The sequence below is a fragment of the Bacteroides eggerthii genome (genome assembly GCF_025146565.1).
Taxonomy (GTDB): Bacteria; Bacteroidota; Bacteroidia; order Bacteroidales; family Bacteroidaceae; genus Bacteroides; species Bacteroides eggerthii.
Map to the genome: position 1 here is coordinate 2,674,965 of NZ_CP102258.1, position 25,083 is coordinate 2,700,047.

The window sequence follows — 25,083 nt, forward strand, 5'->3', positions numbered from 1 at the left end:
TAATAATTATTACTTTTGTAACAAAAATAGTGGCCAGTGAAAGTTGAGTTAGTTGATTTAGAAGAGTTTTCAGGGAACAAAGCACACATTTATTCTGTTTTGTTAGATGATGCGGAAGACACATTGTTCGATCAATTTGTAGAAGAAAACGGTCCTTTATACCCTAATGAAATTAGAGAGATTGTGAAAGAACTAATAGCTATGGGGAATAAAGTAGGATGCCAGGAACACTTTTTTAAGTTGAATGAAGGAAGGTTAGGGGATGGTGTGGCTGCTGTATGGGCTAAGAGGATCAGAGTTTATTGTTTGCGCTATGGTTCATCTTTAATTATACTGGGAGGAGGTGGCTATAAGTCTCCAAGTATAAGGGCTTATCAAGAAGATCCTGTTTTGTCAGGAAAAGTTGAAGAAATAAAGCGGATAGCAGAATTGATAAACGAGCGCATAAAAGAGAAAGATTTAAAATTAAACGAAGACGGAATTATTTCCGGAGAACTTATTATAAATGATTATGAGGAAAATTAAAAAAGGGACTTTTTTAGACTTGATATTGTCTGATATATCAGAAGATGAAGTGCGAAGAACTGCATCCAAGATGGCAATTGCCGCTAAAATAGCCAAGACATTAGAAAAACGCAATATGAGCCAGAAAGAGTTTTCCAGAATACTGGGCAAGCGTCCCTCTGAAATATCTAAATGGTTGTCTGGGAAACATAACTTTACTACAGACACGTTATCGGATATAGAACATGCTTTAGATATTCATTTGCTTGATAATAGAGAGGAGGTTGCCTTTGAAAGTACAATTAATCATAGGATAACTATTGAGGTTAAACCTTCCCGAAAGAATATGTTTATACCTCAATACGAACAGGAGTCGTATAGTTATAACTATGATTTGGTTTCCTCACATAATTTATTATACAATTGATAATATGGCAAAAACAGTACCTGTAAATATAAAAATATCTTTGCTGAACCTTACAGAAACTCTTTATAGATTTAATTACGATTATGATTATTCTACGATTAAGCCAGATGATCTAAAAGTGGACTTTATTCATAGCTTTAAGAGTGATCAAGAAAAAGGAGAGTTTGGGGTAGAAGTTAAGGCAAGATATAAATCGGCTCACGATAATTGTGTTTTGGCTGAATTAGGTGTATACACCAATTTTAGGATTGATCCGTTTTCTGCCTTTATAAAGATGGAAACAGAGAAAGGCTTTGAAACAAATTTGCCGGATGCTTTGGAACATCTATGTGAAATTAATGTTGGAGCTTTGAGAGGTATCTTTTTTACAAAGTTGAAAGGGACTCCGTTAGAAAAGTATCTGATACCTTTAATTCCTATGAATGCAATAATATCACCTGCCAATATTAAAAAAGAGGAATGAAAATTCCTCTTTTTTTAATATCATTTTATTCTTACCACCCTGATCCCCGTAAACCTTTTATTATTTTTCAGCATCTGTGCCAATGTTTTTTGCGTAATAACCACCATTTTCCGGGTGGAAGAAGCATGAAGCAATTTCAATACTCCCTTTTCATAATAGGCAATTCCCATGTGGGCGACATCCAGACCCGGAACATTGGTTGTAATAGCTATAATATCGCCATTCTTTATCCAGCTAAAACCTTCGTCGGGAAGTTTGGCTTTGGGGATGTAATGGAATGTCTGTCCGGAAAGGGCTTTTTCTATACTCTCTATTTTGCTGACATTCTCGGGAGAAGACGCCAACTGCCTGTACGATTTGGGATGTGAGGACATGAAGTTGAGGGACAGCGCTATTGAATCGGGACTGTTGGCTGCGGTTACATCTTCCATAAAACCATGTTTGACACCGTTGTTTATCCAGTCGGCAATGTAGTGCAGGCGGGAAGTATAACCGTTGATCCTGCCGTCGCGATAGCGTATCTTTTGTAGAACTCTTGCATAGTCAGTCTTATCTATCGCTCCGTTCTTGACGGGGGAGAGTGACAGGGCAAGTACGTACTCCACAAAAGTGGTGCAATCCACTTCGTCGAAATTGACTACGAGCTTCTCCTCTTCGTTCACTTCCAGTGTATGTGCCACATAAGGTGTTTTGAGGAAGTTCAATCCATATTTCAGCATGGCATTGCCCGTTTCCTGTGCAGAAACGGACGATGCTATTGCTAAAGTACAGAACATGCAGAACAAGGATTTCATTGTCTTGCGGTTTAATATTGATATATCAGACTCTTGAAGTCCGTCTTCTTGTCGAATGGTACAATCGTGAAGCCATAGCTGATGCTATTCTGCTTGCCTGAATGTATCAGATAAGGCTCGTGTGCCAAAGCTCCCCAACTGTTGTCACCGCCTATGCCCATCATGCGGTAGTCTATGAAGAAATCCACCGAGGGAACGGCTTGCGGGTCGGTGAGGTGGCGATGATTGGTCTTGGCGGTGCGTGGAGCGCCGTTTTCTATGGAGTCGCCGCTGTCGAGACTTTCCAACGGATAATTGGACACGTTCATCTCGAAAGTGCGGTCGGCTACAAAGAGCAGGCCTTCTTTTGCCTTGCTGGTGAGTGTACACCAATATATGTCTGTCCGGTGATTGTTTTCCTGCGGGCGGACGTAGGGTTCGTACATGTCTTTGATGTCCGAGGTGTATTCACCGAAGAATTGCGAAGTGCGGCGGTCGCGGTAGTTTTCTTCCGGACCGCGTCCGTAGTAGGCCAGCGAAGTGATGCGTGCGGGAAGTTGCATGCGCAGTCCCACGCGCGGTATCATTGGCGCTTGGGCATTTTCGGCTACGAAGTGGTTGTTCACTTTGATAACGCCGTTGCTGTACACCTTGTATGTAATGTCCCAGCGGGCATCGGTCTGTGGAAAGCGGTAGGTCACTTTTACTGCTGTGGAGTCCTTGCCCCGCACAATGTCGAAGTTTTCGGCTTTCGGTTCCTGATAGCTTGCTTCTTTCCATGCTTTCAGTCGTACGGGAAGCCGGGCTCCATAATCGTTGTCGATAGGTGCACGCCAGAAGAAGGGGCGGGGACCTTGTCCATTATGGATAAATTCCTGTTTCTTGTATCGGTAGGATACCAGCAAGCCGCTTTGCTTGTCGAATGTGGCTGTGAAGTCTGCACCGGAGAAGGTGAGCTGTCTGCCATTATCTTCCGGAGTGGCAAATGCCTGCCGCGGAGCGTCTTTCTTATGGAAAGTATAGACATAGGTTTGCTCGCGGGCAATGACTGTGCCTGCCGGAAGGAACGGTTCGGGGGTACGGATGGCAGCATAGAATTCAATGCGTACGTCTCCGGTTGAGGGGTTGACCGCTGGAATACCATTCAGGAACGGACTGGTGACTGTCTGGCCCGGTTCGGCTGCGATGTCTTTGATGCGCCCTTTGTAGATTTCTTTACCATGCTGGCGGACGATGTAGTAGAAGTCGAACTTGTTGAGGTTGGTAAAGGAAAAGTCATTTCGTATCTTTACGACAAAGGCTATGCGATCGAAGTCGAGGAACTTAATATTCTGATATACTTTCTTCATTTCCTCTGTCTGAGGCTTTACGCTACGGTCGGGATATACCACGCCGTTGATGCAGAAGTCTCCGTCGGAAGGAGTGCCGTATTCACCATAGTCGCCGCCGTACGTCCAGTATTTGCGTCCGTCGGAGGTCTTGGCGGCAAATCCTTGGTCTACCCAGTCCCAGATGCAACCGCCTTGCAGGATAGGATATTTTTCGATGAGATTCCAGTATTCTTGGAAGTTTCCGAGACTGTTTCCCATGGCATGGGCATATTCGCAGAGGATGAGCGGACGGGTCATTTCGGGGTTTTGGGCATATTTCTCGATCTGGGCGGGGCGGTGGTACATGGGACAGAAGATGTCCGTATTCCACTCCAGTTGGGCGCGCTCGTATTGTATGGGACGGCTGTCCAGCGCCTTCAGTGTGTTGTATGTGACGTAGAAGTTCACTCCGTTGCCGGCTTCGTTGCCCAATGACCAAGTGATGATGCAGGGATGATTTTTGTCGCGCTCGTACATGTTCAGGGTACGGTCTACGTGGGAGTTCATAAACAACGGGTTGTTTGCCAATGTTCCGCCTACGTTCAGATTATAGCCCATTCCATGGCTTTCGATGTTGGCTTCGTCGATGACGTAGATGCCATACTGGTCGCACAACTCGTAAAAACGTTCCTGTTGCGGGTAGTGGCAGGTGCGGACGGTGTTTATGTTGTAGCGCTTCCAGAGCTCGAAGTCTTTCAGCATAAGGTCTTCGGGAACGTAATGTCCGGTATGTTCATTGTGCTCATGGTAGTTGACGCCTTTCACAAGGATCGGTTTGCCGTTCACCATCAGCTGCTTGTCCTTTATCTCTACGGTGCGGAAGCCCACTTTGCAGCTGGTGGCTTCGATAACGTCTCCGTTGGTGTGCTTCAGGCTGATGACAAGTGTATAGAGATCAGGTGTTTCGGCCGTCCATTGCAGTGGTTCTTTGATTGTTTTTGGGGTGAACTCCACTTCTGTCTGGCCGTAGCTTGCGCGTGCGGATGACTGGGCTATCTGTTCGTCTTTGCTGTTCAGCAGACGATAGCCTACCGTAAACGGGATTTCCTTACCGGTTTCATTGGCGAACTTCACCTTCAACTTCAGGATACCGTTGCGATAATCTGCGTCCAGAGGAGTTTCTGCCTTGAAGTCGGTGAGATGTATTTGCGGCTGGGCATACATGTAAATATCCCGTTCGATGCCGCTGATGCGCCAGAAGTCCTGACACTCCAGATAATTGCCGTCGGAGAAACGATGCACCTGTATGGCTATCACGTTTTCTCCTCTTCGGGCAAAGGAGGTGACGTTGAAGCGGGCAGGGGTTTTGGAGTCTTTGTTCATGCCCACGAATTTCCCGTTGAGGTAGTAGAAAGCTGCTCCGCGTACTCCGTCGGCGCTGAGGAAGATTTCTTTGTCATCCCAGTCGGCAGGCAGCGTGAAGGTGCGGCGGTAGGTTCCCGTAGGGTTCCACTCTTTGGGAACGTAGGGCGGATTGGGCTTGTCCCAGTAGGGGGCGTAGCCGGGGGAACAGAACTCGTACGACTGGTTGACGTAGATAGGCGTGCCGAAGCCTTGCAGCTCCCAGTTGCCGGGAACGTTGATGTCGGGCCATTTGCTTACGTCTGTATGGGGAGCCATAAAGTCGGTAGGGCGGTCGGCGAAGTTCTCTACATAGTTGAATTTCCACTTTCCGTTGAGGGAGATGCGGAATGTCCCGTTCTTGCGGTCGTTGATGACGGCATCTGCTTCGTTCGTATAGGAGGTGAACGTGCTGCGGGGCTGCTCTTTGTTGATACTTGTCAGCCGGGGATTGGTGATTTGCGCATACCTGTCTTCCTGTGCCATGAGGGCGAGAGGAAGACAGGCGGCTGCAACCAGTAGTTTTTTCATTTTCATAAAAGAATGTTTTAAGGTTTGTATGAGTTAATGATTGTTTGTAAATACGTTTTCTCCCGGTCTGCTATTTCTCCGGAAAGGTGAGTCCTTCTCTCAGCCATTTTTCCAGTTCCCCAGTCCATTGGCGTTTGTAGGTGAAACTGTCACGAAAGCCCCAGCCATGTCCGCCGGTGGGGTAGACATGCAGAGTGGCGGGAACTTTCTGCTCTTGCAGGGCGAGGAAATAGCCGATGCCGTTGATGGGCAGAACGCCTGCATCATCTGCCGACAGCATGATGAATGTTTGCGGCGTTTGGGGAGATACTTGCCGTTCGAGCGAGTACTTCTGTTCCAGTTCGGCGGAAGGCGTTTCTCCGAGGAGGTTTTTGCGTGAACCGCTGTGGGTGACTCCTTTCAGCATGGAGATGACGGGATAGAACAAGACCTGAAAATCGGGGCGGGTGGCGTCACTGCTGTATAGTGTGGCAAGAGAAGCCGCCAGATGCCCGCCGGCAGATGCTCCCATGATGCCGATACGGTTGGGATTCACACCCCATTCTTTGGCGTGTCCGCGCATCAGGCGGATAGCTTGTTCGGCGTCCGACAAGGGAACCTCATGGTGTCCGTTGGGCATGCGGTATTTCAATACGGCATACGTGATGCCCTGCGTTGTGAACCATGCCGCCATGTCGTGTCCTTCGTGGTTCATGGCGAGACGGCCGTATCCGCCGCCGGGGCACATGATAACAGCCATGCCGTTGGGTTTTGCCGGACGGTAAACGGTTATGGAAGGATTGACTACATTGGCTACGCGGCCGCCTTCCAAATCTTCCTGATTGCCGGTCAGTCCGTTTGTATTAGGCGCTCCGTCGGGCCATAACGGCAGTTCGACGGGCTTTTGTGCAGACAACATTGTTGTTGCGAACAGTAAGGATAGGAATAGTGTCTTTTTCATAATGAATACGGTTTTATATCATCAGCCATTCAGAACATAGCGAAGAATGGCTGATGATTTCCTATGAACTTATTTCAGTATCTCCGCAGCTTATTTCGTTTTCATCGAAGCTTTGACGAGATAGAATATAAGGATAGCGTAAGCACCCAGTGCCAGTACTTCGGACCATGTGTTGTTGAGCCATGCGTCGTTCACAAGGTTCACACCGCCGAAGCGCATTGCCGCGCTTACCACGCCCATCAGTGCGCCGCCGGCTATGAAACCGGATGCCAGCAGTGTACCTTTTTCACCGCGTTCGGCATTGAGGGCAGCATCCTTGCTGCGGCTGGTTACGTACCAGTTGACGGCGCCACCCACTACCAACGGAACGTTCAGCTCCAGTGGGATGAACATGCCCAGCGCAAAGGCAAGTGCAGGTATCTTGCAAAAATTCAGTACGATAGCCAGCACAGCACCGATGCCATAAAGCAGCCAGGGTGCGCCTACACCGTTCATCAACGGTTCGATGACAGCCGCCATTGCATTGGCCTGCGGGGCAGCCAGTTGTCCGCTGGTGAATCCGTATGTCTTGTTCAGGATAATCATTACGCCGCCTACGGTAGCTGCCGAAACGATTGTTCCGAGGAATTTCCATGCTTCCTGCTTTACGGGGGTGCTTCCCAGCCAGTAGCCTATTTTCAGGTCGGTGATGAAGCCGCCTGCCATAGAAAGCGCCGTACAAACCACACCGCCCATGACCAGTGCGGCTACCATTCCGCCCGGGCCTTTCAGACCTACTGCTACCATTACTACCGATGCAAGTATCAGCGTCATAAGTGTCATGCCCGATACCGGGTTTGTGCCCACAATGGCAATGGCATTAGCAGCTACGGTGGTAAAGAGGAATGATATGCCTGCAACCAACAGGATAGCCACCAATGTGTGCAGCAGGTTGCCCTGCATCACATCAAAGTAGAAGAACAGCGTCACCAGTACCAGCGTGATGATGGAGCCGATAGCAATGATCTTCATGGAAAGGTCGCGTTGTGTGCGTTTCACGTTGGCTTCCGCATCGGCTTTGCCACCCATCTCTTTGGCAGCCAGTCCTACGGCGCTCTTAATGATGCTCCATGACTTGATGATGCCGATGATACCCGCCATTGCAATGCCGCCGATACCGATGCTCTTGGCGTAGTATTTGAAGATCTCTTCCGGAGCCATTGCGCCTACGGTGGCGGTAATCTCAGGATTCCATTGGTTCAGCACGCTGTCTCCCCAGATGAGGGACATGCCGGGAATGATAATCCACCATACGGCAAGCGAACCGGCACAGATGATGGAAGCGTATTTCAGTCCGACGATGTAGCCCAGACCCAAAACGGCAGCTCCGGTATTTACCTTGAACACGAGCTTGGCTTTCTCGGTCAGCATTTCGCCGAAGCCGCATACGCGGGTTGTGAAGTTCTCGTTCCACCACCCGAAAGTGGCTACGATGAAATCGTACAGACCTCCGATGATACCTGCCAACAGCAACGGCTTTGCCTGGCTACCGCCTTTCTCGCCCGATACAAGCACTTGCGTCGTTGCGGTGGCTTCGGGGAAAGGATATTGGCCATGCATGTCGCTGACGAAATATTTGCGGAACGGAATGAGGAAAAGAATACCCAGCACGCCACCCAGCAATGAACTGATGAATACTTGCGTGAATGTTACGGTGATTTCTTCCGGATAGCTTTCCTGCAGGATGTACAGTGCGGGCAGGGTGAAGATTGCACCTGCCACGATGACGCCGGAACTGGCTCCGATGGATTGTATAATGACATTTTCGCCCAGCGCGTTCTTGCGTTTGGCTGCGCCTGATACGCCGACGGCGATAATGGCAATGGGAATGGCTGCTTCGAACACTTGTCCCACTTTCAATCCCAGATAGGCTGCCGCCGCCGAAAAGAGGATTGCCATAGCGATACCCCACAGCACCGACCAAAGGTTTACTTCGGGATATTTCTTGTCGGGACTCATCAAGGGGTTGTAGACTTCTCCCGGCTTCAGTGCGCGGAACGCATTTTCCGGCAAGCCGGTCAGTTTCTCTTCTTCTTGTTTCATAATAGCTGTTTTATTGTTTATTGTTATGATTGCGATATGTATCGGTTATAGGCTTCAAAGAAAGCAAAAAAAAAGGAGAATTGAAAAATTCTCCTTTATTCTGTATCATAAAAACGATTATTTGGCGTCTTTGGCAGTCATGTCGCCTTCCACAAAGAGCCGGAGCATTTCGGTCTTGGCATTGCTGCGCAACGTAATGGACTTCTTGAAGTGTCCGGGGTATTTGCCCGTACCGTTGTAAGTAATCTTGATTGTTCCTTTCTTTCCGGGCATTACAGGCTCCTGCGTATATTCGGGCACTGTACATCCGCAAGATGCCACTGCCTGATGAATTACCAGCGGGGCATCTCCTACGTTGGTGAAAGTGAAAGTGCAGCTCACCACCGGACTGCTTTCGGAGAATGTACCGAAGTTATGGGTGGTTTTGTCGAATTTAATATCTGCCTGGCCTTGTGCGTGGGCATAACCGATACCCATAACCAGCATCAACATATAAAAAGCAAGTTTCTTCATGTCTTTATCTTTAATTTAGTTACACAGTGCGCAAAGGTAAGCCATTTCTGCAAAAATCATTCGTATTTTATGCGAAATAGTATTAAATCCGGGATATTGCCTATCTTTGTTTCCTTTATCAACGAATAGAAACTTATGGACTATCAGCTAAATACGCGCTTGAACGGCAATATCGCGATGACCTCCCGTTTTCATGAAAACAAGCGGCTGCAACGGGACAAGACTTTGTATAAGTTCCTGTGGGTGCAGAACGGTTCGCTTGCTGTTGAGGTGGACCACATACCCATGAGATTGGCAAAGGACGAAATCATTACGCTTACCCCGTTGCACCATTTGGAGGTGAAAGAGGTGGAAGGCGAGTACCTGACTTTGGTTTTCAACAGTAACTTCTATTGCATCTTCGGACATGATGACGAAGTGTCCTGCAACGGCGTCCTGTTCTATGGTTCATCCCAGGTGATGCGTCTGGAACTCTCGGAAGAACAGTCGTCCGGGCTGCACGATATAGTCCGCGGCTTCTGTCGGGAATCGGCCATTAGCGACAGTTTTCAGGAGGAGATGCTGCGTATTATGCTGAAGCGCTTCATCATCACCTGCACACGTATAGCCCGTACAAAGTTCAGTGTGGGGAGGGAGCATGAAAAGGCTTTCGACATCATTCGGCAGTTCTATGTGCTGGTAGACGGAAACTTCCGCGAGAAGAAGCAGGTGCAGGACTATGCCGGTATTCTTTGCCGTTCGCCTAAAACGCTATCCAACTTGTTTTCCGCCTGCGGACTGCCTTCTCCGCTTCGCATCATTCACGAACGGATAGAGGCGGAAGCCAAACGCCTGCTGCTCTACACACGAAAAAGCGCGAAGGAAATCGGGGATATTCTGGGCTTTGAGGATTTGGCGACATTCAGCCGTTTCTTCAAGAAAATGACGGGGGAGTGTGTGTCGGAGTACCGGAAAAGGGTGCAACGGGAAGAATTGCCAACAGTTACGGAATAATTGCCATTTCACGTTCCGTCGGAAACAGGGATCTTTGCAAAAACATGAAGATGTGTCAAAACTAACATTAACTATCATTTTACTCTGTCATTCAAGAATCTACTCTCTGTGTGAGTAGGAGAAGAGATGCTTCACTACGTTCTGCATGACAGACTATATATTAGCGTAAGAAATAAAAGATATTTTGAGCGAAATGATAGGCTTGTCAGAGTTTTGACACCCTCACTAAAAACAATAAAAATTATGAAAACGAAATTGCAAAAACTGTTTCTTACACTGCTGACACTGGCCGCTTCTTCCCAAAAATTGGGCGTTAATCTGATCCGCGTGGCCATTCTTGTGATATTTGTATGGATAGGCGGCCTGAAATTCTGGAATTATGAAGCCGAGGGAATTGTTCCGTTCGTGGCAAACAGTCCGTTTATGAGTTTCTTCTATAACAAGGCGGCGCCGGAATACAAGGAGTATAAACTGAAGGAGGGTGAGTTCAATGAGGTGGAACACCAATGGCATATGGAGAACAATACCTACGGTTTCTCCCACGGTCTTGGAATACTGATTATGGCAATAGGTATCCTTACTTTTTTGGGCATATTCTCTCCTCAAATTGGGCTGGCGGGAGCTGCGCTGGCGGTCATTATGACACTCGGTACGCTTTCTTTCCTTGTTACCACCCCCGAAGTGTGGGTTCCCGATTTGGGAAGTGGGGAGCATGGTTTTCCTTTGCTGACCGGGGCGGGACGTCTGGTGATAAAGGATACCGCTATTCTTGCCGGAGCTCTTGTGGTGCTGGCAGACAGCGCAAAAAAGGTCTTGAACCGGTTCGAGAAATAAGACTATGAAAAAGTGGGATGCTGTTGCAATGGTTTTCATCTTCTTTTTATAGCGATTTGTTCGGGGAGAGTTTGCGTATCTCCCCGAAAATTCCGAATATTGCGCCCGGAAATGAGAAGTGCGTACCTGAAACTCCTAATCCGGTAATTCAAATTGAACAGCGAAACTATACATATAGAGAACCTTTCTATCGGCTATCCCGGTAAGAATGATGTGAAAGTGGTGGCGGACGGCATCTGTGCCGGCATCAACAGCGGTGAACTGACCTGTCTGTTGGGAGCCAACGGAGTGGGCAAGTCCACACTGCTCCGGACATTGTCCGCCTTTCAGCCCAAGCTGGGCGGAGAGATACGTATTCAGGGCAGGGAGATCGAGACTTATACCGACAAGCAGTTGTCACGCGTCATCAGTGTGGTGCTGACGGAGAAGTGCGACCTCCGCAATATGTCCGTTACGGAATTGGTGGGGCTGGGACGCACCCCTTATACAGGTTTTTGGGGCGTGTTGACACAGGAGGACAAGCATGTGGTGGAACACTCCATTGCTTTGGTCGGCATCCCTCACCTGGCACACCGCATGGTGCATACGTTGAGCGACGGCGAACGTCAGAAAGTGATGATAGCCAAAGCGCTGGCTCAGGAGACGCCGGTGATTTATCTGGATGAGCCTACCGCTTTCCTCGACTTTCCCAGCAAAGTGGAAATGATGCAACTGCTGCATCACCTCAGCAGACGGACGGACAAGACTATTTTTCTCTCTACGCATGATCTTGAACTGGCTCTGCAAATTGCCGACAAAATCTGGCTGATGGATAAGGCGAATGGGGTAACTATCGGTACGCCGGAGGATCTTTCGCTGAACGGCAGTCTTGGTAGTTTCTTTGCCCGCAAAGGCATTGTGTTCGATCCGGAGAGCGGATTGTTCAGGGTGGATAATGAATATGCCTCGCAGGTACGCCTTTCCGGTAGTGGACAGAGGTATGCCATGATGCGCAAGGCTTTGCAACGCAACGGCATCTTTGCCGGCCGCGACGTGGAAGCGGAAACGCACGTTGAGACGGACGGGTGTACGGAGGGAGGAGACGAGGTGTTTGTTGTGCATCAGCCCGGCAAAGAGCCGGTGTGTCTTTCCGGTATCGGAGAGGTATTGGCGAAACTCCTACCGGAACTTATATCCTATGGTAAAGAATGAGGCGAAGTTCTTGGGTAAGTAGCCTTGAAACTCTTCCGTCTCGATTACCTGTCTCAACTGCTGGTTGACTTTCACCAGTCCTACCTGTGCTTCTGCACCGATGATGAACCGGCGGTATTCAAACGCTATTTCAATGATGACGCCGCCGTCCAGCCTTCTGTTTCCCGCTTTATTCTCCAATACACTGCCGAATGTGCTTGTCCGGAAGCGGTAATAGCCGTCGTGACCGCTGTGGGCGTAATCCTGTTTGATGCTGCCGGATGTCTTTCCGCCTACACCGCAAGCAATGTACGGACCCAAGCCCAATGAGGCGTGGTAGTTTTCGCCCAGCGGCAGTCGTGCGGCAACCATTACGGGTATCTGTAAGTACAATTCGTGCATCTTGGCATGTTCCACATATTGCATATCGTCTTTGCCGCCTATGGATATAAATTCCAGGGCGGATTGCAGTGCCCAGGTCCTGTTCAGCGTATATTCCGCACCTACTCCCGCTTTATAGGATGTTTGCGTGTCACTGCCGGAGTGTCTTCCATAGAGGCGGGAGGTGCCGATTCCTGCCTCTGCATAGAAAGAGAGGGATGATTGGCCCCAAACGGCTGATGCGGCAACTAAGAGGCCGATTATCATCATTATCTTTTTCATACGTATGTTCTCTGTTTTTTGATCTTCTGACTGAATGTTTGAAATCTCATGTGCCGGATGTCAAAGATAGCAGTTCCTTTTTAATGTTTTTTTTCGTCTTGCAGGATGAATTATTTTGTCTTACGGGATGAAATATTTCGTCTCGTGAGATGAATTATTTCATCTCATGGGACGATTTTTTTTATCTCGCAAGACGGATTTTCCATGTTCGTAAGAGAGAGTGAAGGGTATGTATGCGCCGGATTTTTTTACTTTAATGCACTCTCTATGAGGTAATTCTCCGCTTTTGCCAGTGTTTCCGGTTTACCGATGTCGAACCAGTGGCAACTTTGAAGCGGATAGCCTTGTATACGGGTTGTCTTGCAGACGGACAGATAGAAAGGGATAATGGAAAATTTCCCTTCCCATTGGGCACTTTCCATTTGGCGGAAAATGGAAGGGGATATGACATGAATGCCGCCAAAAGCCATTTCCCTATATTCTCCTTCTTGGAAAACGAAGTCTCCGGGCTTGGTTTCGCCTGTGGATTTGTTTATCCAGCCATGCAGAAGATTATCATCGTCCAATAGCAGATACCGGGAGGTTTGTCGTTCGCTGACAAGCAGTGTGGCTTCGGCGTTGCTTTCCCTGTGATGCCTGTAAAGCTCTGCAAGATCTACGTCGCAGATAATATCGGCATTGTGCACAAGAAAGGGTTCGTTGCCGTCCAAAAAGGGACGCGCTTTCTTTATTCCGCCACCGGTGTCGAGCAATCTGTCCCGTTCATCGCTGATGTGGATGGTGGCTCCGAAATCATTGTGGGTGCGGAGAAACTCGATGATCTGTTCGCCGAAATGGTGGATGTTGATCGTAATATCATTGAATCCGGCATCTTTCAGCCGTAGGATCACACGTTCCAACATCGTTTTCCCGGCTATGGGAACAAGGGCTTTGGGGGTGTGGTCCGTCAGCGGACGAAGGCGCGTGCCCAGTCCTGCGGCAAATATCATTGCTTTCATTATCTCATTGCTTTTTAGCGTTTTGCGTTGAAAGTCTGTTCAATATTCTGTTCTCTGTGCATAAGGTTCACTTGTACGCCGAACTTTTTGTTCAGGTGTTCGGCCAGGTGTTGTGCCGAATATACGGAGCGATGCTGCCCGCCTGTGCAGCCGAAGCATACGGAGAGACTGGTGAAGCCGCGTTCCATGTATCGCTTTACGGAAGCATCTACCAAAGCGTATACGTGTTCAAGGAAAACGGCTATTTCCCCGTCTTCTTCGAGGAAACGGATAACGGGTTCGTCAAGTCCGGTGAAAGGCTTATAGCGTTCGTACTTGCCGGGATTGTTTACGGCGCGGCAGTCGAATACAAAGCCGCCGCCATTGCCGGAGGAGTCTTCGGGGATTCCTTTCTTATAGGCAAAGCTGGTGACTTTCACTACCAGGCGCCGCTTTTGCAGGTCGTCGGTGAATTGTTTCAGTTCGGTCAGTTCGTGCAGGACTTTGCAGAGGTAGGGGTATTCGGGGTAAGGTTCTTGCAACAGTTGGCGCAGGTTTTCAATGGCGAAAGGCACACTTTGGATGAAGTGGGGCTTCTTCTCGAAGTAACCGCGAAAACCGTATGCGCCCAATACCTGCATGGTGCGGAACAGTACGAAGTGACGAAGCTGGGCATAGAAATAACTTTCGTCCACCGGTTGGTATTTACGCAGCGCTTCTATATACTCTTTCAGAAGCTCCTGACGCAAGCTGTCGGGATAATTGGCTTTGGCTTGCCATAGGAATGAAGCCACGTCGTAGTAGACAGGCCCTTTACGCCCGCCCTGAAAGTCGATGAGCCAGGGCTCGCCATCCTTGATCATTACGTTGCGGCTTTGGAAGTCGCGGTACATGAAAGTAGCGGAACTGCTGCGAAGCAATACATCCGCCATTTTCTGAAAATCATCCTCCAGACGGTCTTCCTGAAAGTCCATGCCGGTTGCTTTGAGGAAACAGTATTTGAAGTAGTTCAAGTCCCACAGGATGCTGCGGCTGTTGAACTCCGCCTGCGGATAGCAGTAGGAGAAGTCCATGCCGTCGGCTCCGGCAAACTGTATGGCAGGCAGCAGGCGGATAGTCTTGCGCAACAGTTGCTTTTCTTCTTCTCCGAATACGCTGGTTTTGCGTCCTTTTTCAATGGCATTGAACAGGAGAGTGTCTCCCAAATCTTCTTGCAGATAGTACACTTCGTCTTCGGAACGGATGAATACTTCGGGTACGGGCAGGCCTTTCCGCCGGAAATGCTCTGCCATATAGAGAAATGCGCGGTTTTCTTCGACGGATTCACCGCTGACACCTATCAGCGTGGGCGTACCTGTGAGACGGAAGTAGCGGCGGTTGGAGCCGGAAGAGGGGAGTTCGTCAATGATTTCGGGTTCGTGTCCGGTATGTACGGTGTAGAGTTTCTTCAGTTCTTCGGTTATCATAGCGTTTTTTTTATATTTGGCAGCTAAGATAAGGTTTTTGTCGGAAACATGTTAACCTTTGCCCAATAAATCCATGCCGGATAAGTTTTTTCCTGATTTATTATCATCAAAATGTTAATAACAGCACACTCCTCTTAAACCATGTTATAAGTTGGGCTTTGGCGCTCCGATAATTTGGAGATTCCCGAAATGTCCGTATCTTTGTAATGTGTTTTTCATAGTATTAGATTTAAGGTTAACAAAAAGATTGGCTGTCTGGGATAGATAGCCTTTTTTTATGCCTTGCAGTGTGCAATGCCCATGCACCGTACACGATTGCTTGTATCCACAGCGTCAGCATCTGAGGCCAAATGTCGGCAAGAGTGGCACCCATTGAATTCAGTTGGACGAAAGCGAGCACCGCGGGAGCTGCGGGAAAAATGTAGTGCGCCGCCTGCCAATACCAAGGCATCAGTTCCAGAGGATAGGAAACGCCCGAAAGGAAGATGTAGCCCACAGAAAAGAATGCTATCATCAGCAGCGGGGCTTCCGGGTCGGTGAACCAGCGGGACAGGGCAAGCGCAAAGAAACTTGTGGCAAGCAGAAAAGGTATCATCATCACGACAATGTCCAATCCGTTGCCGATATTGGGAATACTGAAAATGTGCGGGAGCAATCCCAGCAGGAACAATGAGAACACCACATACAGCATTACATATACAAAACTCCTTCCCGATACGATGCGCAGCGCATCCTTTAGGGAACAGGCGTTCATCATGGAAATTCCTTTCCGCCTTTCTTCGGCTTCTTCACCTGTCAGCATGGCAATCACCATTAGCATCGTCTGAAAGATGATGACAATCATTACGGCGGGGATCAGGTAGGAACCATATCCTTCGGTATAGTTGTAAAGGGCCGTCCCTGATACGTTGACGGGGGCGGATGATGCGACGGCCAACAACCCCTGTGGCGGCAGAAATACAGCTCCGGCAGATCGGTGGGCATCATTTACGGCCAGCATAACGCGTGAGGCGGCTTCTTGCAATCCCTTGAAATTGAGGAACGCGTCTGTTGCCGCATATAGGGTGAATACGGAGTTTTCACCGCGGGCCACACGTGTCTCGAAATCGGAGGGAATATAAAGTATGCCGGTGACCTCGCCTTTCTTCATCCATTCGCGGGCTTCAAGGATGTTTGGAGTCCGGGCGCGGACCGAAGTCTGCGGAGCTGCATCCAGCCAGCGCACGTATTCCCGGCTGAGTGCGGAATGGGAGAGGTCGACTACGGCAACCGGAGCTTTGCGCACCAGGTTGGGGGCATACATGTAGTTATAGAGTAAACCGTAGAGGAATATACCGCCTGCCAACACCAGAAGGATTGCAGGATTGGTGGAGATGGCTTTCCATTCATGGCGGATAACATCACCTAAGGACGGCATTCTGTTCCCGGCAGTATGTGCCAATGATTCCTGTGGGGTTGCTTTTTCAGTTACTTCCTCCGATATTGTTTTCCGTATCCACCATTTCAGTAAAGGTAGAATCAATACTCCCAACAATAGGAATATCAGGAGTATAGCAACCGATTGCCATAAATAGGCAAAACCTGCATTGAAATAGATCATTGCCTGTGACGCTTCGGTGAAGTGCCGCACCGGGAACAGGTAGGAAGCGGCATCAACCGGTGCGTACATAGCCGCCACCGGAAATGTAACCCCTGACAGTGTAGCCCCCAAAGAACCTATCATTGAAACCACGCTGATGATGTAGGCTATCTTGGGAAAAACAGAGAATATCAGTACCGCCAATGCCTGTGTGGCCATGATGAAGAGCACTGTAATGGCATTCATCAGCCACAGGCTGCCCTGAAACGGTATATGCAGCGGGCCGAATAAGACGTAGTTCGCCAATATGCCTATGGCAGAGAATACAAGGGTATAGGGCAGCAGCTTCCCTGCGACAGCGGCAAGGATGCTGGCATTTTGCAGGTTGGCAGGATCTTTATCCGGAGGTGTGGCAGCCCGCATCCAATTTTGCGTGGTACCGAACTTGAATTCGCTTCCTATGGAGTAGACCGTTACAAGCAAAATCAGTATTTGGAACAAAACGAAGAAAAACGGCTGGCTCAGATAGATAGAGTAATCCATGTCAGGATTATAGAGTGGGTGTGTATCGGCTTCTACCGGAAGGAAGAACGTTTGCATTTGTCCCTGTTCCACCCCCAGCGCTTGTGCCTGTATGATGATAGGGGACAGGGCTATTGGAGCGAGGGTGGTTTCGAATGTAGCCATTAGTTCGCTTCCTACCGAGAGAAGGGCGTAATGGTAGTAATAGGTCAGCGTTGCGTCCGTTCCGCTGACTGCTTTCTGCTCAAACCGGGGAGGAATGGACAGGTAACCGTATATTTCTTTCTGCTGCAACGCCTGACGTGCTGAAGCTTCATCGGTGAAGTGCTTCGCCACCCGAAAAGCAGGGGCGGCCGATATGCGTCGGGATATGCTGCGTGAAGTCGCGGTATTGTCCCGGTCTACGATGCCGATGGGTATGTTCTCCATTTGTCCGTTCCCGAAAATAGTAGCCATGAAGAACAGGCAGAATAAGGGCAGGATGACACACACGCCGAGATAAAGGCGGCGTGAGGTGATACGGTGATATTCGCGGAGGAAAACATTATATAGTAAATTCATGATGAGAGGTTGGTGATTAGTGATTGGTGATTAGCGGTCGGCGTGAGTCAGCAGCACCGACATTCCCGGTCTTAGCCCTTCCACAGCCTGTACAGGGCGTGCATGTATTTCAAAGGTCTGCATGTCATAGCTCCCTGTTTGCTTGGTGGATTTCCAAGTGGCGAAGCTGCCCAGCGGGCTGATGTAATAGATGCGGAACTCTATGTCTTTCTTGTCAAGTGCGGGAACATCGGCTTTGAAAGTTCCGCCTATCTTGAACTGAGGCATCAGGTCTTCCCGAATATTCAAGACCGCGTGCACATCGTTCATTACAATCAGGTTCATAATGGGAGTGCCCGGAGCCACCAGCTCGCCGCGTTTCGGGAAGATAGTGGCTATCTGTCCGTCTTCGGGAGCTATGAGCTTGGAGTCCACCAAAAGGGCGGATACTTCATCGACAGTGCTGCGGGCAGCGTCTACAAGGCTGCGGGCAGCGGCGCGGTCTTCACTTTGCGCACCGTCCACTGCCATTTGGTATTGTTGGTACGCAGCTCGTTCGGCGGCCTGTGCGGCTTTGTACATGGCTTCTACTTCGTCCTTTCGCTGCTCGGTGACGACGCTGTCTTTGTAAAGGGTTAGGACACGCCGGTAGGTGGTTTGGGCAAGGGTGAGGTCGCTTTGCGTCTTGTTCCATAGCTGCCGGGCTGTGGCAATGATTTGTCGGCGCGTTCCGGCATCAATCTTTTTGTTCTGCTCTTGCGCCACTTGTTCCAAAGCATTCACTTGGCGGTACTTGGCTTCGATAGTGGGACTGTTGATGACGACGAGCGTATCACCTGCCTTGACCCATTCGCCTTCCTCCACGAGAAAGGAATCTACGCGGCCGGGGAGTTTCCCGCTGATGCGTATCTCTGTGGCCTCTATTTGTCCTTGCAGCACCATTGGCTGCCGGCTCATAAGTAACATTCCGATGATTGATACCACTACGGTAACGATTAAAATAACGATGAATGTGATGCTGATAGTTTTATTATTGATATTCATTTTATATAGGTATAAAGTATGGAGTATAAGCCTTAATTTTCAATTCTCATTTTATCAAACCGTTCTGGTATTCCGCATAGCGCCAGCAGGTTCATCAGTGCAACATCGTACTCATAATATGCCGCCAGACGGGCCACGCGTACGGTTGCCAGCATGTTTTCGGCATCTATCACTTCTGTGCTTGTGGCCATGCCTTCGGTGAATGATTTCTTGCGGATGCGGACCAGCTCTTCACTCAGTTCGATAGTGCTGTTCAGGGCGCGTACATTGTCCTGAGACTTCTGCATTTGTGTGTAGAGCTTGTCAATGCCTACACTTAAATCGTCTTTGGCCTTTTCCTGTCCTATGACAAGGGTCTGCTGGGCTATTTTTGATTGGCGTATCCGCTTTTCTCGTGCCAGCCCGTCAAAGAGGTTCCAAGTAAATCCTACTCCTATCATGGTGCGGGGAACGAGGTTGCTTTGAATACCATGTGCATATAAGGTCTGTTTGCCAAACACTGCAATGTCGGGCAGGTATCCGCTCTGGTCGATACGGAGCTGTTGCTTGGCGATGTGCGACTGCAACTGCAATTGGTTGACGGTGTAGTTCTCGGTCCGCATGGCTTGCAAGAACTCCTCTTGAGCAGGAAGGACGGTGTTGATGAAGAGTGGGGAGATGGGCTGTATGGTGCAGGTATCTTCCATGTTGAGCAGTGTGCGCAAGGCATTTTGCAGCACTGCGGCCTCTTTCTGCGAGGCTTCCAGTGAGCGTTGCGCTTCGTCCATATTCACTTGGGCGAAGAGGCGTCCGGCTTTGTCTATCATTCCGGCAGCCTCCAGCTTTAGGGCATTTTTGTAATGTTGTTGCAGACTGTTGTAGGTGTCTTGGCGCACACGTACCACTTCTTGTGCCAGGCGCAGGCCGAAATAGCTCTCTGCCAAAAGGATACGCTGTGTGGCATCGGTTTGTTCCCGGTTCTCGCGTGCCATGTCTATCATCGTGTTTCCTATTTTGCCGGCGCGGATACGTTTGCCGCCGGAGAATACAATCCATTCGGCTGTCAACCCCACCGTTGTGAGGTTACGCGGTGCAAGTGGAAAGACGAGTGTGTGGCTGCCTATCTGGTCGAGGATGCCGCTGATGAACTGGTCGTCCGGAACGAGGTTGTGTACGAAGTCTTTGGCAGGATCTGTAAATTGCGAAAGAGGCTGCTTCACTTCTATTTTTTCGGACAGGTGTACGAATGTTCCTGCACCTTGCAGACTTGGATACCACAGAGCGTTCAACTTGTCACGTTCTGCACGTGCGGCTTCGATGCCCTTGTCGGCTATCTTCAGGCTCCGATTACCCTGCTGCATTTGCCGTAGGGCGTCGTCAAAACTCAGGGAGAGGGTTTGTGCCGTTATGGAAATTCCCGTTCCCAAGAGGATGATAAGTAAGATTTGTTTCATATGTCAGGTTTATCGTTTAGGTTGAAATGATAATCTCTCAAACATTCCTTGTGAAAGATTGTTCATTCTGAAAGTATGCAAGGAAAGATACAGAGTCTTATATTCATATAAAGACAGTATAAACAAACTTTCGCTTTATATCTTCTATAAAAAGGATTTTGTATCTTTGTCATCTGAATTAAAATCATGCAGCGCGTTTGAACACTATGCTGGTTTTATTCTTTTATGAAAGAAGATGATTGACAAAGAAATAAGTAATCTGACAGCTATTGATACATTGATCCGGCAAGAACAGCCTTTTGCCGTCTATCGTATTCCCGGAGAGGCAGCTCCCCATTTGCTGATGCAGGCAACGGGGAATGTCCGCCTGTTGCACGACCTTGAAGAGTTGGATGGGGAAAGAGGATTCGTCATTGCACCGTTCCGGGTGAGTGAGGAGAGTCCGATTGTGCTGATACAACCGGAAGAACCGGAACATTTCCTGCTGCCCGATGAGTATTCGGAAGAAGAACAGGAGGCCTTCCGGTTGTTTCAGGAGCAGGAAACATTTTCGGAAACTTATACGGAAGGGTATGAGACTTGTTTCCGGACATTTATAGAAGCCTTGCGCAGTAAGAGGTTTGATAAATTAGTACTTTCACGCAAATCCGTCATTGGACAGTTTCCGGATTTCTCCCCTTCGGCAGTGTTCCATGCTGCATGCAAACATTATATTCATTCTTACGTATATTTGTGCTACACCCCCCGGACCGGTGTATGGATGGGCAGCACTCCCGAAATTATCTTATCAGGAGAAAAGGACGAGTGGAGTACGGTGGCATTGGCAGGTACCCTGCCTTTGCAGAATGGTAATTTGCCGCAGGAATGGGGTGAGAAGAATAGGCAAGAACAGGAATATGTTGTATCTTATATCCGCCGGCAACTTCTTTCATTAGACATTCATCCTGCGGAGAACGGTCCGTATCCAGCTTATGCCGGAGCATTGTCACATTTAAAAACGAGTTTTCATTTTACTTTGAGAGATAACCGGAAACTGGGAAGTCTTCTGAAAGTTCTGCATCCCACTCCGGCTGTATGCGGACTGCCTAAGGAGGAAGCATACCGGTTTATACTGGAAAACGAAGGCTATGACCGCCGTTATTATTCCGGTTTCATCGGATGGCTCGATCCTTCCGGAAAGACCGACTTATATGTGAACCTGCGGTGTATGCACATTGAAAACGGACAATTGTCTTTTTATGCCGGCGGTGGATTGCTGGCTTCTTCGGAACTGAACGACGAATGGCTGGAAACGGAAAAGAAACTGCAAACCATGAAACGTCTGTTAAGGATTCCCTCCCATGATTCATTAACCACTAATCACTAACCACCATGTATACAGACAAAAAGAATATCCTCCAACTGGCGGCGCTTCTCGAAGCGTACGGAATTACTAAGGTTGTGTTGTGTCCCGGTAGTCGCAATGTCCCTATCGCGCACACTTTGTCCAATCATCCGGCTTTTACTTGTTATGCAATGACAGATGAGCGGAGTGCCGGTTATTTTGCCCTTGGACTGGCTTTGAATAGCGGTAAACCTGTTGCGGTTTGTTGCACTTCGGGCACCGCCTTATTAAATCTTCATCCGGCTGTGGCAGAGGCTTTTTATCAAAAAGTGCCTTTGATAGTTATTTCCGCCGACCGCCCCGCAGCCTGGATCGGACAAATGGACGGACAGACACTTCCACAGCCGGATGTGTTCCGGACATTGGTCAAGAAGTCCGTCAATCTTCCCGAAATTCATACGGACGAGGATGAATGGTTCTGCAACCGCCTGATAAATGAGGCCCTGTTGGAAACCAATCATCATGGGAAAGGACCGGTGCATATCAATGTACCTGTTTCCGAACCGCTATTCGGTTTCACAACGGCTGCATTGCCGGGAGTGCGCGTCATCACCCGCTATCAAGGCTTGAACATCTACGACCGCGATTATAATGACCTCATCGACCGCATGAACAAATACAGAAAGCGGATGATCGTGGTAGGGCAAATGAATCTTATTTATCTGTTTGAAAAACGATATACCAAACTGCTGTATAAGCATTTTGCCTGGCTGACGGAGCATATCGGCAATCAGACTGTTCCGGGTATCCCTGTGAAGAATTTTGATACGGCGCTCTATGCCATGCCCGAAGAGCAAATGAACCGGATGGCTCCCGACCTGCTGATTACTTACGGGGGACACATCGTGTCCAAACGATTAAAGAAATTCCTTCGCCAGCATCCGCCCAAAGAGCATTGGCATGTATCACCGGATGGAGAGGTGACTGATCTTTACTGCTCATTGACTACGGTAATAGAGATGGACCCGTTTGAGTTCCTGGAAAAGATAGCAGGCCTGCTGGAAAATCACACTCCCGAATATCCCCGCATTTGGGAGGACTATTGCAAGGCTGTTCCCGAACCGGAGTTCGCATATTCGGAAATGGCGGCAGTGGGTGCATTGATAAAGTCTTTGCCGGAAAAGTCTGTTTTGCATCTGGCCAACAGCTCGGTGGTGCGCTATGCTCAATTGTATGCCATTTCTCCCACCATTGAGGTATGTTGCAACCGGGGAACCAGTGGCATAGAAGGTTCGCTATCCACAGCCGTCGGTTATGCGGCAACTTCCGATAAACTGAATTTTGCAGCTATCGGAGACTTGAGTTTCTTCTATGATATGAATGCGTTGTGGAATGTCAATGTCGGTTCTAATCTGCGCATCCTTTTATTGAACAATGGTGGCGGAGAAATTTTCCATACATTGCCGGGGCTTGAAATGTCGGAGGCTTCGCATAAGTTTATTACAGCGGTTCATAAAACCTCAGCCAAAGGCTGGGCGGAAGAACGGGGATTCCTTTACCTGCGTGCGGAGAATGACGGGCAACTGGCGGAGACCATGCAAACTTTCACTTGTCCGGAAACGGTGGAACGGCCCATTTTGCTGGAAGTATTTACCGATAAGGATGAAGATATCCGGATGTTGAAGAATTATTATCACCAATTAAAATAGAATATAAATTATGCTGACACAAAGAGAGTGGACTACCATCAGGGAATATGAAGATATTCTTTTTGATTATTATAACGGAATTGCCCGTATTACCATCAATCGCGAACGCTACCGTAACGCATTCACTCCGACTACAACTGCCGAAATGAGTGATGCATTGCGCATTTGTCGTGAGGAAGCGGATATTGACGTGATTGTCATCACCGGAGCCGGAGACAAGGCTTTCTGTTCGGGAGGTGATCAGAATGTAAAAGGGCGCGGCGGATATATCGGTAAAGACGGCGTACCCCGTTTGAGTGTATTGGATGTGCAGAAACAGATCCGCAGTATCCCGAAACCTGTAATTGCCGCTGTAAACGGTTTTGCTATCGGTGGCGGGCATGTGCTTCACGTGGTGTGCGACTTGTCTATCGCTTCCGAGAATGCTGTTTTCGGTCAGACAGGTCCTCGTGTAGGCAGTTTTGATGCCGGTTTCGGTGCATCTTATCTGGCGCGTGTGGTAGGGCAGAAGAAAGCGCGTGAAATCTGGTTCCTTTGCCGCAAGTATAACGCACAGGAAGCTTTGGAAATGGGGCTGGTTAATAAAGTAGTGCCTTTGGAGCAACTGGAAGACGAATATGTGCAATGGGCGGAAGAGATGATGCAGCTCAGTCCGCTGGCTTTGCGCATGATTAAAGCCGGACTGAATGCGGAGCTGGACGGACAGTCCGGTATTCAGGAACTGGCAGGCGATGCGACATTGCTTTATTATCTGACGGATGAAGCGCAGGAGGGAAAGAACGCGTTTTTGGAAAAACGTAAGCCGAATTTCAAACAATATCCCAAATTTCCCTGATTATTGTAATGAATTGTGAGATAGATATTATTCCCCGGTTGCTGCACTTTAAGCAACCGGCGGGAACTTCCCGCGGAGTGTATACAACCCGGAAAGTGTGGTATCTTCATCTGACTTCTCCCGACTATCCGGGCAGGACAGGAATAGGAGAGTGCGCTCCTCTGCCTGCATTGAGTTGTGATGATCTTCCCGATTACGAGGATATACTTGTCAAGGCTTGTCGCCGGTTGGAGGACTGCGGGGGAGATTTGGATGTGGAGTCTTTACGCAATTACCCTTCCATTTTGTTTGGGTTGGAGACGGCTGTACGGCATTTCCGGATTGGAAGCTGGGCGCTCTATGATACGGCTTTTTCGCGCGGAAAGGCAGGGGTTCCGATAAACGGGCTTATCTGGATGGGAGACTTTGACAGGATGCTTACCCGGATAGAAGAAAAAATGGCAGCCGGTTTTCGTTGCATCAAACTGAAAATAGGCGCTATCAACTTTGATGAAGAGCTGGCTTTGCTTCGCCATATACGTGCGCATTTTTCTTCTAAGGAAATAGAGTTGCGTGTGGATGCCAACGGCGCTTTCTCTCCGGTTGATGTGATGGAGAAACTGAAACGTTTGTCCGAGTTGGATTTGCACTCTATTGAGCAGCCTATACGTGCAGGACAGTGGGAAGAAATGGCGCGCCTTGCTTCCGACTCTCCGTTGCCGATAGCTTTGGACGAAGAGCTGATAGGTTGCAATACTCCGGAAGGAAAGCGGAAATTGCTTTCGGCGGTCAATCCGCAGTATATTGTTCTCAAGCCCTCTCTTCATGGAGGAATATGCGGGGGGAATGAGTGGATTGCCGAAGCGGAAAAACGGCATATCGGCTGGTGGATTACTTCCGCTTTGGAATCTAATATCGGTTTGAATGCAATTGCCCAATGGTGTGCTACATTCGACAATCCGCTGCCTCAGGGACTGGGAACCGGGCAGCTTTTCACAGACAATGTGGAGATGCCTCTTGAGGTGAGAAAAGATTGTTTATGGTTCTGTAATGATGATATTTAAAGTATTC

21 protein-coding genes are annotated in these 25,083 nt (G+C 48.8%); 10 read left to right on the forward strand and 11 right to left on the reverse strand.

What is annotated here, in order from left to right; translation table 11 throughout:
• Nucleotides 1-36: 36 nt before the first annotated feature.
• The 3 genes from NQ546_RS10985 to NQ546_RS10995 are packed head-to-tail and all read left to right on the forward strand — an operon-like array spanning nucleotide 37 to nucleotide 1,394.
• A complete protein-coding gene (locus tag NQ546_RS10985) occupies nucleotides 37-525 on the forward strand; it encodes a hypothetical protein (protein ID WP_004291086.1) in 489 nt (162 codons plus the stop codon).
• The gene (locus NQ546_RS10990; RefSeq protein ID WP_017140595.1) at nucleotides 512-931 is read left to right on the forward strand and encodes a helix-turn-helix domain-containing protein; all 420 of its coding nucleotides are present in this window, start codon (nucleotides 512-514) and stop codon (nucleotides 929-931) included. Before NQ546_RS10985 ends, NQ546_RS10990 begins: the two co-directional genes overlap by 14 nt.
• A gap of 4 nt (nucleotides 932-935) precedes the next feature.
• Entirely contained in the window at nucleotides 936-1,394 is a 459-nt protein-coding gene (locus tag NQ546_RS10995) for a hypothetical protein (RefSeq protein WP_004291084.1), read from the forward strand.
• Between the two features lie 20 nt (nucleotides 1,395-1,414).
• Here NQ546_RS10995 and NQ546_RS11000 read toward each other — a convergent pair whose 3' ends face one another.
• The 5 genes from NQ546_RS11000 to NQ546_RS11020 form a co-directional block, all read right to left on the reverse strand.
• The gene (locus tag NQ546_RS11000; protein WP_039953289.1) at nucleotides 1,415-2,188 is read right to left on the reverse strand and encodes an N-acetylmuramoyl-L-alanine amidase-like domain-containing protein; all 774 of its coding nucleotides are present in this window, start codon (nucleotides 2,186-2,188) and stop codon (nucleotides 1,415-1,417) included.
• A gap of 11 nt (nucleotides 2,189-2,199) precedes the next feature.
• Nucleotides 2,200-5,415: a glycoside hydrolase family 2 TIM barrel-domain containing protein gene (locus NQ546_RS11005; RefSeq protein ID WP_004291082.1), complete on the reverse strand. Its 3,216-nt coding sequence runs from the start codon at nucleotides 5,413-5,415 to the stop codon at nucleotides 2,200-2,202.
• 64 nt (nucleotides 5,416-5,479) lie between these two features.
• Complete coding sequence (locus NQ546_RS11010; protein WP_004291081.1) at nucleotides 5,480-6,349, reverse strand: alpha/beta hydrolase; 870 nt, start codon at nucleotides 6,347-6,349, stop codon at nucleotides 5,480-5,482.
• A gap of 90 nt (nucleotides 6,350-6,439) precedes the next feature.
• Nucleotides 6,440-8,431 carry an OPT family oligopeptide transporter gene (locus NQ546_RS11015; RefSeq protein WP_004291080.1) on the reverse strand — a complete coding sequence of 664 codons (1,992 nt, stop codon included), beginning with the start codon at nucleotides 8,429-8,431 and terminating at the stop codon, nucleotides 6,440-6,442.
• Between the two features lie 117 nt (nucleotides 8,432-8,548).
• The gene (locus tag NQ546_RS11020) at nucleotides 8,549-8,944 is read right to left on the reverse strand and encodes a DUF1573 domain-containing protein (protein WP_004291079.1); all 396 of its coding nucleotides are present in this window, start codon (nucleotides 8,942-8,944) and stop codon (nucleotides 8,549-8,551) included.
• 135 nt (nucleotides 8,945-9,079) lie between these two features.
• On the opposite strand from NQ546_RS11020, the gene NQ546_RS11025 reads away from it, so the two are divergent.
• From NQ546_RS11025 to NQ546_RS11035, 3 genes are all read left to right on the forward strand, one after another.
• The gene (locus NQ546_RS11025) at nucleotides 9,080-9,937 is read left to right on the forward strand and encodes an AraC family transcriptional regulator (protein ID WP_004291078.1); all 858 of its coding nucleotides are present in this window, start codon (nucleotides 9,080-9,082) and stop codon (nucleotides 9,935-9,937) included.
• 243 nt (nucleotides 9,938-10,180) lie between these two features.
• The gene (locus NQ546_RS11030) at nucleotides 10,181-10,771 is read left to right on the forward strand and encodes a DUF417 family protein (RefSeq protein WP_039953287.1); all 591 of its coding nucleotides are present in this window, start codon (nucleotides 10,181-10,183) and stop codon (nucleotides 10,769-10,771) included.
• 153 nt (nucleotides 10,772-10,924) lie between these two features.
• Nucleotides 10,925-11,962: an ABC transporter ATP-binding protein gene (locus tag NQ546_RS11035; RefSeq protein WP_004291076.1), complete on the forward strand. Its 1,038-nt coding sequence runs from the start codon at nucleotides 10,925-10,927 to the stop codon at nucleotides 11,960-11,962.
• On the opposite strand, the gene NQ546_RS11040 is transcribed toward NQ546_RS11035, so the two are convergent.
• The 6 genes from NQ546_RS11040 to NQ546_RS11065 all read right to left on the reverse strand — a co-directional run bounded on the left by NQ546_RS11040 (nucleotide 11,930) and on the right by NQ546_RS11065 (nucleotide 20,165).
• Entirely contained in the window at nucleotides 11,930-12,604 is a 675-nt protein-coding gene (locus NQ546_RS11040) for an outer membrane beta-barrel protein (RefSeq protein WP_004291075.1), read from the reverse strand. The two genes, NQ546_RS11035 and NQ546_RS11040, sit on opposite strands and share 33 nt — an antisense overlap.
• A 248-nt stretch (nucleotides 12,605-12,852) precedes the next feature.
• Nucleotides 12,853-13,602 carry a nucleotidyltransferase family protein gene (locus tag NQ546_RS11045; protein WP_004291074.1) on the reverse strand — a complete coding sequence of 250 codons (750 nt, stop codon included), beginning with the start codon at nucleotides 13,600-13,602 and terminating at the stop codon, nucleotides 12,853-12,855.
• A gap of 14 nt (nucleotides 13,603-13,616) precedes the next feature.
• On the reverse strand, nucleotides 13,617-15,047 hold the full coding sequence (locus NQ546_RS11050) for a RapZ C-terminal domain-containing protein (protein WP_004291073.1): 1,431 nt from the start codon (nucleotides 15,045-15,047) through the stop codon (nucleotides 13,617-13,619).
• A gap of 235 nt (nucleotides 15,048-15,282) precedes the next feature.
• Entirely contained in the window at nucleotides 15,283-17,604 is a 2,322-nt protein-coding gene (locus NQ546_RS11055; protein WP_004291072.1) for an ABC transporter permease, read from the reverse strand.
• 135 nt (nucleotides 17,605-17,739) lie between these two features.
• On the reverse strand, nucleotides 17,740-18,732 hold the full coding sequence (locus tag NQ546_RS11060) for an HlyD family secretion protein (RefSeq protein ID WP_004291071.1): 993 nt from the start codon (nucleotides 18,730-18,732) through the stop codon (nucleotides 17,740-17,742).
• A gap of 32 nt (nucleotides 18,733-18,764) precedes the next feature.
• Nucleotides 18,765-20,165: a TolC family protein gene (locus NQ546_RS11065; RefSeq protein ID WP_004291070.1), complete on the reverse strand. Its 1,401-nt coding sequence runs from the start codon at nucleotides 20,163-20,165 to the stop codon at nucleotides 18,765-18,767.
• A gap of 235 nt (nucleotides 20,166-20,400) precedes the next feature.
• On the opposite strand from NQ546_RS11065, the gene NQ546_RS11070 reads away from it, so the two are divergent.
• Genes NQ546_RS11070 through NQ546_RS11085 form a run of 4 tightly spaced genes read left to right on the forward strand, consistent with a single transcriptional unit; the run spans nucleotide 20,401 to nucleotide 25,076 of the window.
• On the forward strand, nucleotides 20,401-21,531 hold the full coding sequence (locus NQ546_RS11070) for an isochorismate synthase (protein WP_004291069.1): 1,131 nt from the start codon (nucleotides 20,401-20,403) through the stop codon (nucleotides 21,529-21,531).
• Nucleotides 21,532-21,536: 5 nt separating this feature from the next.
• The gene (menD, locus tag NQ546_RS11075) at nucleotides 21,537-23,198 is read left to right on the forward strand and encodes a 2-succinyl-5-enolpyruvyl-6-hydroxy-3-cyclohexene-1-carboxylic-acid synthase (RefSeq protein WP_004291068.1); all 1,662 of its coding nucleotides are present in this window, start codon (nucleotides 21,537-21,539) and stop codon (nucleotides 23,196-23,198) included.
• A 10-nt stretch (nucleotides 23,199-23,208) separates the two neighbouring features.
• On the forward strand, nucleotides 23,209-24,033 hold the full coding sequence (gene menB / locus NQ546_RS11080; protein ID WP_004291067.1) for a 1,4-dihydroxy-2-naphthoyl-CoA synthase: 825 nt from the start codon (nucleotides 23,209-23,211) through the stop codon (nucleotides 24,031-24,033).
• Nucleotides 24,034-24,041: 8 nt separating this feature from the next.
• Nucleotides 24,042-25,076, forward strand: coding sequence for an o-succinylbenzoate synthase (locus tag NQ546_RS11085; RefSeq protein WP_004291066.1), 1,035 nt, complete (start codon nucleotides 24,042-24,044; stop codon nucleotides 25,074-25,076).
• The last annotated feature ends 7 nt before the right edge of the window (nucleotides 25,077-25,083 follow it).

What these genes read in the sequence shown, in the direction of transcription:
- NQ546_RS10990 (WP_017140595.1), top strand. Translation starts at nt 512, where the DNA reads ATGAGGAAAATTAAAAAAGGGACTTTTTTAGACTTGATATTGTCTGAT.
- NQ546_RS10995 (WP_004291084.1), top strand. Translation starts at nt 936, where the DNA reads ATGGCAAAAACAGTACCTGTAAATATAAAAATATCTTTGCTGAACCTT.
- NQ546_RS11000 (WP_039953289.1), bottom strand. Translation starts at nt 2,188, where the DNA reads ATGAAATCCTTGTTCTGCATGTTCTGTACTTTAGCAATAGCATCGTCC.
- NQ546_RS11005 (WP_004291082.1), bottom strand. Translation starts at nt 5,415, where the DNA reads ATGAAAATGAAAAAACTACTGGTTGCAGCCGCCTGTCTTCCTCTCGCC.
- NQ546_RS11010 (WP_004291081.1), bottom strand. Translation starts at nt 6,349, where the DNA reads ATGAAAAAGACACTATTCCTATCCTTACTGTTCGCAACAACAATGTTG.
- NQ546_RS11015 (WP_004291080.1), bottom strand. Translation starts at nt 8,431, where the DNA reads ATGAAACAAGAAGAAGAGAAACTGACCGGCTTGCCGGAAAATGCGTTC.
- NQ546_RS11020 (WP_004291079.1), bottom strand. Translation starts at nt 8,944, where the DNA reads ATGAAGAAACTTGCTTTTTATATGTTGATGCTGGTTATGGGTATCGGT.
- NQ546_RS11025 (WP_004291078.1), top strand. Translation starts at nt 9,080, where the DNA reads ATGGACTATCAGCTAAATACGCGCTTGAACGGCAATATCGCGATGACC.
- NQ546_RS11030 (WP_039953287.1), top strand. Translation starts at nt 10,181, where the DNA reads ATGAAAACGAAATTGCAAAAACTGTTTCTTACACTGCTGACACTGGCC.
- NQ546_RS11040 (WP_004291075.1), bottom strand. Translation starts at nt 12,604, where the DNA reads ATGAAAAAGATAATGATGATAATCGGCCTCTTAGTTGCCGCATCAGCC.
- NQ546_RS11045 (WP_004291074.1), bottom strand. Translation starts at nt 13,602, where the DNA reads ATGAAAGCAATGATATTTGCCGCAGGACTGGGCACGCGCCTTCGTCCG.
- NQ546_RS11050 (WP_004291073.1), bottom strand. Translation starts at nt 15,047, where the DNA reads ATGATAACCGAAGAACTGAAGAAACTCTACACCGTACATACCGGACAC.
- NQ546_RS11055 (WP_004291072.1), bottom strand. Translation starts at nt 17,604, where the DNA reads ATGGCTACTATTTTCGGGAACGGACAAATGGAGAACATACCCATCGGC.
- NQ546_RS11060 (WP_004291071.1), bottom strand. Translation starts at nt 18,732, where the DNA reads ATGAATATCAATAATAAAACTATCAGCATCACATTCATCGTTATTTTA.
- NQ546_RS11065 (WP_004291070.1), bottom strand. Translation starts at nt 20,165, where the DNA reads ATGAAACAAATCTTACTTATCATCCTCTTGGGAACGGGAATTTCCATA.
- NQ546_RS11070 (WP_004291069.1), top strand. Translation starts at nt 20,401, where the DNA reads ATGATTGACAAAGAAATAAGTAATCTGACAGCTATTGATACATTGATC.
- menD (WP_004291068.1), top strand. Translation starts at nt 21,537, where the DNA reads ATGTATACAGACAAAAAGAATATCCTCCAACTGGCGGCGCTTCTCGAA.
- menB (WP_004291067.1), top strand. Translation starts at nt 23,209, where the DNA reads ATGCTGACACAAAGAGAGTGGACTACCATCAGGGAATATGAAGATATT.
- NQ546_RS11085 (WP_004291066.1), top strand. Translation starts at nt 24,042, where the DNA reads ATGAATTGTGAGATAGATATTATTCCCCGGTTGCTGCACTTTAAGCAA.